Consider the following 11,763-nt stretch of genomic DNA (forward strand, 5'->3'; position numbering starts at 1 on the left):
GAATGAATTTTCTATGAGAGTGATGATTCTGATTTTATTTATTTCAGTGAAGAAAACTCAATAAAATCATATTCGGCGGAAGAAGAGAAAAGTTGTCTGAGTACTGCTGCATGCCCATTTCCTGCTATCACAAGAATTCGGTCTTCGCTGTTATGAGGAATTTTTTGAATATTGCGGAACATTCTCAGATTTCTGCTATACCAATACAATGCAAGCATATCTGCTCCATCAAACTCTCTAAGTTTAAAATCTCCGCTCAGATAAGCTCCATATCCATACTGATGACTTTCTTTAGAATTCATGTAGGTAAATGTATCTAAAATCGATTTAAAATTTTTCGGCTCAGAGCTTTTAAAGAAAGCATTAAACTGTTCGGAGATCACATCATCACTTTTAAAATCATAATCTTGGCTGAGGTTGTTAAAAAATGTAGAATCTGTCTTCCCAAATTTTGTCTGGAGATCATTCCAGATCGATTCTGCATCTATACTGAACAGTTCTTTGATTTTTAGTTCATTGGCTATTCGCATAGCAAACTGATAGCGCTCATCTCTTTCTTCTCGGTGTTTTCCCTCACCGTACTCTTTCAGTTTTTGATTTGCATTCCAGTTTGGCCAGGCTTCTATCGCAATTTTTGTAGGCTTAAATTTTTTGATGTACTCTACAAGTTCAGTAACTTCCTTTGCCGTTTTGGGAGACAACACGTCTATCTGGTCTTCTTTTTTTGTTTTATGAGCGTCAAGATTAGGATACTCAAAATGGAATGAGCCTACCACCAGGACTTTAGTCTTTGGATTTTGAAAATAATCGGAGGGCTTTTTCTGAGCAAAAATAGATGTTGATAAACATAGTAAGAAAATATAAATAAAGGTTTTCATAGTATTGCTTTTTTTGTTGGTTTAAAAATTATTGTGCACGGTTTTTTTCTTCAAAATTTACCGCTCTGTTATTTGATTTTACTTTCTGATTTCCAAAGGTATAAGTGATACTGAGTGTCATTCTCCTGGCATCCCAATAGTTGTCAAATGTCTGTGTGTTATCCGTAAAATACATCTCTCCTTTATATCCGGATTGTTTAAAAATATCACTCACTGAAAGATTGACCTGGAGTGCTTTTTCCGCAAAACTCATTTTCACTCCGGCATCCAGGCTAGCTCTGTTTCTTGAAGAAGAAAATCCATCTCTGGAAGGAAGATTATTCCAGTAGTTGACAAATAGGAGGAATGTTTTGGCCTTATTCAGCTGGAAAGTATTGTTGAGAGAATAATAGAATGACTGCCCGCTTTTAGGGACCAAGTTAAATCTTGTAATCTGAGTCTCATTATAACTGAATGAAGTTGAGATATTGCTTTCCCAGATTTTGAAAAAAGTATCCGTATAATTGAAATTGATCCCATAATTATCCTGATTATAATAATTTTCAAACGTGCTGGTAAGGTCAATTCCGTTCAGGAATGAAATCTGGTCAAAATTATTGGTTGTTCTTTGATAATACAAATTAGCAGAAAACTTATTTTTAAAGATATAATTGAACTCAATATTATGGTTAAAAGATGGCTGCAGGCTTGGGTTTCCGGAATAGTAAGTGTTCGGATTAGAGTACCATCGGAACGGGTCTAAAGCCCGGAAATAAGGACGGTTGATTCTTCGGGAATAATTAATGCTGTATTGATTGTTTTCATTAGCTTTATATGAAAGATAAGCTGTCGGGAAAAACTTCCCATAATTGTTCTCAGATTTAGACTGTGTAGTAGGAGAGAAACCGCTGGTTTGTGAATATTCATAACGAAGTCCTGCTTTCACAGACCATTTTTCACCAAGGTCTTTGCTGGCACTGATATAAGCAGCATAATTTTTCTCATTATACTCAAAAAGATTACTCTTAGAAGGATCTATGGTATAATTTCCATTCGTAAGATTAAAATACCCGATATCTGAATTATTGGAAAACTGACTGTATTTTGCCCCGGTTTCCAGCTGTATTTTTTTGAAATTTAATGTTAAGTCCCCCTGTCCGGAGTAGATTTTATAATCTACAGATGAAAGATTTCTCACGACTTGCGCTGCATTGTTGGCAAGATTTCTTGTTGTAAAATTAACCTCCGTATCAGGAAGGTTTCCATAATAATTGGCTCCGAAGCTTAGCTTATGCTCCCCGAACTTCTGATCAAAATACAAATTTAAAATTTGGGAAGTGAAGGCAGAACGGTGTTGAGAATCTGTATCCGTTTGTAAAGTGGGAGTGCTTCCGGTGAAATAGTTTTGTGTGGAATAGATATCCATATTAGTATGCCCCTTCGTTATATCATATACCAACCCAATATTGGTGTTTTTAGAAAGGGAATAATCAAAATTGGCATTCAGACCAAGCCCATCATTCATATCCCGCCTTTCATCCCTGCTGATAGAAGAATTTTGGCCGATAATATTATATTTTTCTACCGATCTTTTATCCCCATCATAGCCCATAAGCTTTATGGAAGTTTTAATTTTTTCATTCTGATAATTGACTCCTGCTACACTGCTGAAGCCGGCATATGTCTTTTGAACATAGTTGGTATTCAGATAGCCGCTCCATCCGAGATTCTGATTCTTTTTGAGAACGATATTGATAATTCCGCTGTTTCCCTGGGCTTCATATTTGGCAGGTGGAGTGGTGATCACTTCAATTTTCAATATATTTTCTGATCGAAGGTTTCGCAGATAATTCATCAGTTCAGCTCCGGAAAGATTAAGCATACGGTCATTTACCATTACAGAAACTCCATTTTTACCGGCTATGGAAAGAAGACCTTTATTTTCATCCACCTGCAATAAGGGAGTACCAGCCAGCACCTCAGTCCCGGAACTTCCCTGCGAAAGCATAGAATTCTGAACATTGTAAACAAGACGATCCACCTTACGCTCCACCAGAACTTTTTTACCATTCACTGTAACCGCTTCAATTTTGTTGACATTGGCGGTATCTTTAGTTTGTGCCGCTGCAAAAGAAGAGAGTAGGGCAGTTATAAATAAAATAGGGTTTTTCATGGTATATAATTGACAGATTATGTTGTATTTCTCTGACAAAATTAGAGGGATGTTTTTTGAGATGAAATAGCGTTTAGACGAAAGGCATGATTGTGCATATCAAAAAAGTTTCGTCGGGAAAAAACAGGTTTTTATCGAAAAGGGTTGATGAAGTATCCTAGTATAGATTTATATTTGAATATGAATAAAAAACAAATAATCTGGCTGCAGGTTTTTTATTGGAGTTTCAATTTTATAGGAAATACCATTACACCTTATTTCTTTTTCCCTGAGAGCAGGGGATTTGAATGGTATGTACTGAACGTTACTTATTTTATTACTGAAATTTCTACTTTTTATCTTTTGTATCTGGTTATTATTCCCAAAATATTAAATCTGGATAAAATTTATTCCGCTGTTTTGGTTTTTGTGATTTCTATTTTAAGCTTTGGAGTGATTCGGTATGGAATAGAAGAGGTTTTGCTTCCTCTTACCCTTGGATTCAGGAATTATAATAAAGATACCGGACTTTTGTATTATTTGATCGATAATATTTACAATGCTTCATTGACCGTTTTCATTGCTGGAATTCTATGGATACTGGAGAAATACGGAGTGTCAGAAAATGACAAAAAACAACTTCTGATCGAAAAGAAACAGGCAGAGCTTCAGGCATTGAAAACCCAGATCAATCCTCATTTTATTTTTAATTCATTGAATAATATTTATTCCCTGGTCTATCAAAAATCTGATAAGGCACTTCCGGCGATTGAAGAACTCGGCCAGTTGTTAAGATACAGTACAAAAGACCTGGAGAAGGATTCTATTTCTTTGGATAAGGAAATTGGATATATTGACAGTTTGATTGCTCTGGAGAAGCTCAGAATCGGAAATCCGGAGTTGCTGCTCATAGAAAAAGATATTCAGCATCCTCATCTGAAGATCTCGCCGATGCTGCTGGTTCCTTTTGTGGAAAATGCTTTTAAACATGGTGATTTCCGTGATAAAGGTTTTGAAATGAAAATCTCAGAGCAGGATAAAACCCTTCATTTTTATCTTTTAAATTTTAAAACACAGAAAATGAAAGATACAGTGTCCGGGATAGGAATCCAGAATGTGAAAAAAAGACTGGAAATATTGTATCCCAAACATCAGCTTGATATCAAGGATTCAGAGAAAGAATTTATTGTTGATTTAAAAATTGATTTAAAGGATGAGTAAGATAAAATGTATCATTGTAGATGATGAGCCTCTGGCAATATCTCTTTTGGAGCATTATGTAGAGAAAATACCTTTTCTTGAACTGGTTTTTTCAACAGAGAATCCAATTCTTGCGTTGGAATATCTTCAGAAGAATGATTGTGACCTCATCTTTCTGGATATTCAGATGCCTGAGCTTACGGGAATCAATTTTATGAAAATCGTAGGAGCTGATCAAAAGTATATTTTAACAACGGCTTATTCCGAATATGCCTTGGAAGGCTACGAACATAATGTTGTTGATTATCTTCTGAAACCTATCTCTTTCGAAAGATTTCAGAAGAGTGTGTCGAAGGCTCAGGAGCGTTTTTCTTTTCCACAGGAAGAAAATACCCATTTCTTTGTAAAATCCTCGGGACAAAGGCATCGCATCGGCTTCAATGAGATTCTGTATGTAGAAAGTATCAAAGACTATGTGAATATCAGGACGGAAACTGATGAGTATATCGTTCTGGATACCCTTAAATCAATGGAAAGTCAGCTTTCTGAAAGATTTGTAAGGATTCATAAGTCTTTCATTGTCAATCTTGATAAAGTCAAAAGTATTGGGGCCAAAAAAGCTATTCTTCCCGAGTATGAAATTCCCATCGGAGAAAGCTATAGAGCAGGTCTTCAGGATAGATTAAAGTAAGAATATCATAAGATCATTATAATGATTAAATCTTATAGGTTTCTAAAACCTATAAGGGTTAGAATGTTTACCAAAGCTCAATACAGCTATAATAAAAAAGACGACTTCCAATGAAGCCGCCTTTATATTAATTAATCTAACAATTAATTTTATTTTTCCTGTTGTTTGATCAGATTCAGGGCAGAACCAGCCTTAAACCAATCAATTTGCTGATCGTTGTAAGTATGGTTGGCCATGATGATGTCTTTAGTTCCGTCAGCATGAACGAATTCTAAAGTCAATTGTTTACCTGGAGCAAACTGATCAAGATCTAAGAAGTTAACCGTGTCATCTTCCTTGATTTTGTCATAGTCAGCCTCATTAGCGAAAGTGATTCCCAGCATCCCTTGTTTCTTAAGGTTCGTCTCGTGGATTCTCGCAAATGATTTTACCAATACAGCTTTCACACCAAGGTGTCTAGGCTCCATAGCTGCGTGCTCTCTTGAAGAACCTTCCCCATAGTTCTGGTCTCCTACAACGATAGTTGGAACGCCTGCTGCTTTGTAAGCTCTTTGTACAGCCGGAACTTCACCGTATTCACCGGTTAATTCGTTTTTAACCTTATTGGTTTCCATGTTGTAAGCATTTACAGCTCCAATCAACATGTTGTTTGATATATTGTCTAAGTGACCTCTGTACTTCAACCATGGTCCAGCCATAGAGATGTGGTCAGTTGTACATTTTCCGAAAGCTTTGATCAATACTTTAGCCCCTTCAATATTTTTACCATCCCAAGCAGGGAACTCTTCTAATAACTGAAGTCTGTCTGAGGTAGGACTTACATTCACAACGATTTGAGAACCATCTTCTGATGGAGCCTGGTATCCGTTGTCATCTACTGCAAAACCTTTTGCAGGAAGTTCGAAACCTTTAGGCTCGTCCAGTTTTACCTGCTCACCCGCTTCGTTGGTTAAAGTATCCGTAATTGGGTTAAAGTCTAATCTGCCTGAGATTGCCACAGCAGCTACCATTTCAGGAGATGCTACGAAGGCGTGAGTATTCGGGTTACCATCCGCTCTTTTTGCAAAGTTTCTGTTGAAAGAGTGAATAATAGAGTTTTTCTCTCCTTTTTCAGCACCTTCTCTGTCCCACTGCCCAATACATGGTCCACATGCATTGGTAAAAATTCTTGCGTTTTCAAATTTTCTGAAAGAATCTAAGAAACCGTCTCTTTCCGCAGTGAATTTCACCTGCTCAGAACCTGGATTGATTCCTAAAATTGCTTTAGGCTTTACTCCTTTTGATACCGCGTCCTCTACGATGGAAGCAGCTCTTGATAAATCTTCATAAGAAGAGTTGGTACAAGAACCGATAAGAGCCCACTCCACTTCTAGCGGCCATCCGTTAGCCTCAGCTTTAGCTTTGAATTCAGCAACTGGAGTCGCCAAGTCCGGAGTGAAAGGTCCGTTTAGGTGAGGAGTCAGTTCAGAAAGGTTGATTTCTATTAACTGGTCGAAATATTGTTCCGGGTTTGCGTATACTTCGGCATCACCTGTTAAGTGTTCTGCAATAGTATCAGCGGCATTTACCACATCCTGTCTTCCTGTCGCAGCAAGATACCTTCTCATAGAATCATCGTATCCGAAAGTAGAAGTCGTAGCTCCGATCTCAGCACCCATATTACAGATAGTCCCTTTACCGGTTGCAGAAAGAGATTCTGCCCCTTCACCGAAATATTCTACGATACATCCTGTACCTCCTTTTACGGTAAGAATTCCTGCTACTTTTAAGATAACATCTTTTGCAGAAGTCCATCCATTCATTTTACCGGTTAATTTTACCCCGATAAGTTTAGGCATTTTAAGCTCCCAAGCCATTCCTGCCATTACATCTACTGCATCAGCACCTCCTACACCAATAGCAACCATTCCCAGTCCTCCCGCATTTACGGTGTGAGAGTCGGTACCAATCATCATTCCTCCCGGGAAAGCATAATTCTCTAAGACAACCTGGTGAATAATACCTGCTCCTGGCTTCCAGAATCCGATTCCGTATTTATCACATACAGAGCTCAGGAAGTTGAATACCTCAGAGTTTTTGTTAATACCTTCCTGTAAATCTTTATCAGCACCTACTTTCGCCTGGATCAGGTGATCCGCGTGTGCCGTTGAAGGAACAGCAACTTTAGTTTTTCCTGCCTGCATGAACTGTAAAAGTGCCATCTGCGCAGTTGCATCCTGCATTGCTACTCTGTCTGGTGCGAAGTCTACATAAGAGTTCCCTCTTTCATATTCTTGTGTAGCATTTCCTTCCCAAAGGTGGGTGTAAAGGATTTTTTCTGAAAGGGTAAGAGGTTTTCCCACGATTTGTCTTGCCGCAGCAATTCTTTCCGGGTAACGCTCATACACCTTTTTGATCATATCAATATCAAAAGTCATATCGTATTTTAGTTTTGTTCTTTTTCCGTGAATGCTTCTTTCTCTTATGCTGAGAAAGAAAAATCATTTTTTTATACATCAAAAAACGTTCCTATAATCCATAAATAGGGATGGTTTTGACTATAAAATTGAGAGATTTTATAACTTTCAATTTAAGAAAAAATAGATTCTATTTTCTCGGTTTTGTCGAAAAAAAAATGTATTTCTCTTAAAATAGAAACATTCTAAACAAAAAAATGAAAGATTTTAAATCCTAAAGGACTAAAATCTTTCATTTATATAACATTCAATAGTCTTGCGACTTATAAATTAATTCTGTTAGTGAGCGCTTGTGCTTGTCAATTCTTTAATTGAAGGTACAAAGGTTGTAAGGTCAATACCTTCAACAGCTGCTTTATATTCATCGATGCTAGGGATTCTTCCAATGATAGCAGAAAGAACCACTACCGGAGTCGAAGCAAGCAGAGATTCTCCTTTTTTACGTTCAGAATCTTCAACCACTCTTCCCTGGAAAAGACGCGTAGAAGTTGCCAATACAGTATCTCCTTTAGCTGCTTTTTCCTGGTTACCCATACAAAGGTTACATCCAGGACGCTCTAAGTACATTACGTTTTTGTATTCAACACGAGCCTCTCCTTTTGGAGTATTGTCATCAAATTCAAACGCTGAATATTTCTCTAATACTTCCCAGTCTCCTTCTGCCTTTAGCTCATCAATGATGTTATAAGTAGGAGCTGCTACTACAAGAGGAGCATTGAATTCTACTTTTCCTTGTTGTTTTTCAAGGTTTTTAAGCATTTGAGAAACAATCTTAAGGTCTCCTTTGTGAACCATACAAGATCCTACGAAACCTAGGTCTACTTTTTTCTCACCTCCATAGTAAGAAAGATCTCTGATGGTATCGTGAGTATATCTCTTGGAAACATCTTCGTTGTTTACATCCGGGTCAGCAATCATAGGTTCTACGATGATGTCAAGATCTACAACAACTTCAGCATAATATTTTGCATTTGCATCCGGAGTTAACGCTGGTTTTTCACCAGATCTTATTTCAGCAATTCTCTTGTCTGCTTTATCAATTAATCCTTGAAGAACCTGATTGTGGTTATCCATACCTTTATCAATCATAATCTGGATTCTGCTTTTTGCAATTTCCAATGATTCGATCAAAGTATTGTCTTCAGAAATGTTGATAGAAGCTTTTGCTTTCATCTCAGCAGTCCAGTCTGTAAATGTAAATGCCTGGTCAGCAGGTAACGTTCCGATATGAACCTCAATGATTCTACCCTGGAATACGTTTTCACCTCCAAATTGCTTCAGCATCTGAGCTTGGGTTGCATGAACTACATCACGGAAATCCATGTGTTCTTTCATGTTTCCTTTGAAGGTTACTTTCACAGATTCAGGGATAGGCATAGAAGCTTCCCCTGTAGCTAATGCAAGAGCAACGGTTCCTGAGTCAGCTCCGAAAGCTACTCCTTTCGACATTCTTGTGTGAGAGTCGCCACCAATAATAATCGCCCACTCATCTACCGTAATGTCGTTAAGAACTTTGTGGATTACGTCCGTCATCGCGTGGTATTCACCTTTAGGGTCACGAGCTGTAATCAAACCAAATTCATTCATGAACTTCATCAGTTTAGGAATGTTAGCCTGAGCTTTTTTATCCCATACTGAAGCAGTGTGACATCCTGACTGATAAGCACCGTCAACAATTGGAGAGATCACTGTCGCTGCCATTGATTCAAGCTCCTGAGAAGTCATCAAACCTGTTGTATCCTGAGATCCAACAATATTTACCTGTACACGAACGTCTGAACCTGCGTGTAATACTTTTCCTGGAGTAGTTCCCACTGCATTTCTGTTGAAGATTTTTTCTACAGCAGTAAGCCCTTGTCCTTCGTGAGAAATTTCTTTTGATGGAGCAAATACAGCAGGAGCTTCAATTCCTAAAAGCTGAGCTGCAAATGTCTGTAGCTTCTTACCAAATACGATAGCGTAAGATCCACCCGCTTTGATGAATTCCATCTTTTGTGGCGTGAAAGACTTCGTAAGGTCGATAAGCTCTTTATCTCCGTTATATAATTTCTTTTCTTTTGTATTAATTGTTAAAACAGTTCCTGTAGCTACTGAATAAGCTTCTTCAAGAACTACATCTCCATTTTCGTTACGAATAGCGTTTCCGTTTTCGTCTACTTTCTTCACCCAGTTTTTAAGATCGATACCAATACCTCCGGTAACGTCAACTGTTGTAAGGAAAATTGGAGAAATACCATTTGTTCCTGCTACAATTGGAGCAATGTTTACAAAGGGTACATATGGGCTTGCCTGCTTACCTGTCCAAAGAGCAACATTATTTACTCCTGACATTCTCGAAGAACCTACTCCCATTGTTCCTTTTTCTGCGATAAGCATTACGCTTGCATCAGGATGCTGTGCCTGTAAAGCTTTAATTTCTTCCTGAGCCTGAGGAGTGATCATACACTTACCGTGAAGTTCACGGTCAGAACGAGAGTGAGCCTGGTTACCTGGAGAAAGTAAATCGGTTGAGATATCTCCTTCACCAGCGATAAAAGTGACTACTTTTATTTCTTCTGCAGCTTCTGGCAGTTTTGTGAAAAATTCAGCCTGTGCATAGCTTTCAAGAATTTCTTTTGCGATTTCATTACCGCTTTCGAACGCTTCTTTTAAACGGGTAGTGTCTGCCTCATAAAGGAAAACCTGTGTCTTAAGGACATTTGCTGCTTCTTTTGCAGTAGCAGGATTGTCACCTAAAGCTAGATCAAGCAATACTTCAATGGAAGGACCTCCTTTCATGTGAGATAATAACTCAAATGCATAAGCCGGAGAGATTTCTTCTACTACGGATTCACCAAGGATGATTTCCTTTAAAAATTTAGCTTTTACTCCTGCAGCACTTGTCGTTCCAGGCAGTGTGTTGTAAATAAAAAAGTTAAGAGAATCTGCTCGATATTCGTTACCTGAATCTTTAATTTGCGTAATGATTTCGCTTAGTAATTCAGCACCATCGATTGGCTTTGGATGAAGCCCTTGGGTTTTTCTTTCTTCAATTTCTTTGATGTAATCCTTATAAATATTCATAATAGAAGTCTTTCAATATTAAAGGTAGATTAAAATATCTGTTTATAAGGTGACTTCTTTACCGGTTTGTATAAAAATACAATAATAACATTTTGATTTCTTGCATCTTAATGGGCAACAGGAACCGGGGCTAAAGTCAAAATAATCTACGCTTTTTTAAAAGTTTTAAAATTATTAAACAATTCAAAATGTTCCCCAAAATTACGAAATTTTACTATTTTATCAGAATGAAATTATTTAGATTCTTTATAAATATGAATTTTATAATATCTATTTTTGGGCGTATTTTTGTAAACGATATGGTTAATATGAAAAATATCCTGAATGTTTTGTGCTTTTTTGTTTCGGTTTTTGTTTTCTCACAGGCCAAATCTGTGAAGAAAACACCCGCGGGAAAAGGGACTAAGACCACAATGAAAAAAGGGATTACAACGAATAAATCCAATCCTGATTTGGTAATTATCAATAAAGACATCCCTGTTTTGATTCCTAAAAAGAAAGGGGCTAGTTTTGGATATGTCAATCAAAACGGAAAATTCATCATTCAGCCGGAATATCATATTGCTGTATTTTTTTACGAAGACTGCAATCTTTTGAACTCTCCCAATGAAAAAATTAGAAAATTTGGTACAAAAGACTATGCGACAGTAGAAAAAGAAATGATCTCTTACCGTGTAGATCAATCAGGAAAGAGAGTTTATCAGTTCAAAGAAGCAGATTTTGGAAAATGTAAATTCGAAGAATACAAACAGCAGTTATTTCAAGCCTATATTCTGAATGGCTTTTATGGGATCATTGAAAAGTCAAAGTTTGTGAATGCTGCCGATTACAGACAGTTTCAGATCTATCCTCAATATCAGTACTTGTTCATTCTGGAAGGAGATGATGTATCTAATCCAATGATTATCGCTTCCAATAATGACAAATTTGGAGTGATTGATGTTAATAATAAAGTCATCATTCCTTTTGAATATGCCAATATTAAAAGAAATTTCAGCTGGAAACTAGGTAAAATGTTTGAAGTGACAAAAGATGGGTCAAATTACTACTACATTGATGCAAATAACAAAACCTACTAAAGAATTATGAATGATTCATTTGATAACTCCTATTTTCCAGAATGTTTTTCTGTCTCAGAAACCCAATATCACCAAGCCGACAACCCGAATCTTATCGTTGATATCCATTCGCCCATATCTCATATATTTTTTGTAATTTTGCGGCTGAAATAAAGGGGTGCTTTAACAGGCTGAGATTATACCCAATGAACCTGGAACAGGTAATGCTGTTTAGGGACGTAGACTTTACTTAAGGTCTAATCTGTATAATATCTTATCGATCCCC

Annotated in this window: 7 protein-coding genes; 3 read left to right on the forward strand and 4 right to left on the reverse strand. The window is 37.2% G+C overall.

Features of this window, described 5'->3' with window-relative positions; translation table 11 throughout:
• Positions 1 to 38 precede the first annotated feature (38 nt).
• On the reverse strand, positions 39 to 878 hold the full coding sequence (locus C1634_RS21945) for a DUF5694 domain-containing protein (protein ID WP_103232081.1): 840 nt from the start codon (positions 876 to 878) through the stop codon (positions 39 to 41).
• A gap of 28 nt (positions 879 to 906) precedes the next feature.
• The gene (locus C1634_RS21950) at positions 907 to 3,030 is read right to left on the reverse strand and encodes an outer membrane beta-barrel family protein (protein ID WP_103232080.1); all 2,124 of its coding nucleotides are present in this window, start codon (positions 3,028 to 3,030) and stop codon (positions 907 to 909) included.
• Positions 3,031 to 3,210: 180 nt separating this feature from the next.
• On the opposite strand from C1634_RS21950, the gene C1634_RS21955 reads away from it, so the two are divergent.
• The gene (locus tag C1634_RS21955; RefSeq protein WP_109739129.1) at positions 3,211 to 4,230 is read left to right on the forward strand and encodes a sensor histidine kinase; all 1,020 of its coding nucleotides are present in this window, start codon (positions 3,211 to 3,213) and stop codon (positions 4,228 to 4,230) included.
• Complete coding sequence (locus C1634_RS21960) at positions 4,223 to 4,900, forward strand: LytR/AlgR family response regulator transcription factor (protein ID WP_109739130.1); 678 nt, start codon at positions 4,223 to 4,225, stop codon at positions 4,898 to 4,900. The genes C1634_RS21955 and C1634_RS21960 overlap by 8 nt, the downstream gene beginning before the upstream one ends.
• 149 nt (positions 4,901 to 5,049) lie before the next feature.
• Here the strand turns inward: C1634_RS21960 and C1634_RS21965 are convergent, their stop codons facing one another.
• Both C1634_RS21965 and C1634_RS21970 read right to left on the reverse strand, forming a co-directional pair.
• Complete coding sequence (locus C1634_RS21965) at positions 5,050 to 7,317, reverse strand: aconitate hydratase (RefSeq protein WP_103232650.1); 2,268 nt, start codon at positions 7,315 to 7,317, stop codon at positions 5,050 to 5,052.
• A gap of 318 nt (positions 7,318 to 7,635) precedes the next feature.
• Positions 7,636 to 10,419 carry a bifunctional aconitate hydratase 2/2-methylisocitrate dehydratase gene (locus C1634_RS21970; protein WP_103232649.1) on the reverse strand — a complete coding sequence of 928 codons (2,784 nt, stop codon included), beginning with the start codon at positions 10,417 to 10,419 and terminating at the stop codon, positions 7,636 to 7,638.
• Positions 10,420 to 10,673: 254 nt separating this feature from the next.
• Here C1634_RS21970 and C1634_RS21975 point away from each other — a divergent pair, with 254 nt between their 5' ends.
• Positions 10,674 to 11,498, forward strand: coding sequence for a WG repeat-containing protein (locus C1634_RS21975; protein ID WP_228410133.1), 825 nt, complete (start codon positions 10,674 to 10,676; stop codon positions 11,496 to 11,498).
• Positions 11,499 to 11,763: the final 265 nt, after the last annotated feature.

The sequence above is a fragment of the Chryseobacterium viscerum genome, from assembly GCF_002899945.2.
Lineage (GTDB): Bacteria > Bacteroidota > Bacteroidia > Flavobacteriales > Weeksellaceae > Chryseobacterium > Chryseobacterium viscerum.

What these genes read in the sequence shown, in the direction of transcription:
- C1634_RS21945 (WP_103232081.1), bottom strand. Translation starts at nt 878, where the DNA reads ATGAAAACCTTTATTTATATTTTCTTACTATGTTTATCAACATCTATT.
- C1634_RS21950 (WP_103232080.1), bottom strand. Translation starts at nt 3,030, where the DNA reads ATGAAAAACCCTATTTTATTTATAACTGCCCTACTCTCTTCTTTTGCA.
- C1634_RS21955 (WP_109739129.1), top strand. Translation starts at nt 3,211, where the DNA reads ATGAATAAAAAACAAATAATCTGGCTGCAGGTTTTTTATTGGAGTTTC.
- C1634_RS21960 (WP_109739130.1), top strand. Translation starts at nt 4,223, where the DNA reads ATGAGTAAGATAAAATGTATCATTGTAGATGATGAGCCTCTGGCAATA.
- C1634_RS21965 (WP_103232650.1), bottom strand. Translation starts at nt 7,317, where the DNA reads ATGACTTTTGATATTGATATGATCAAAAAGGTGTATGAGCGTTACCCG.
- C1634_RS21970 (WP_103232649.1), bottom strand. Translation starts at nt 10,419, where the DNA reads ATGAATATTTATAAGGATTACATCAAAGAAATTGAAGAAAGAAAAACC.
- C1634_RS21975 (WP_228410133.1), top strand. Translation starts at nt 10,674, where the DNA reads ATGAATTTTATAATATCTATTTTTGGGCGTATTTTTGTAAACGATATG.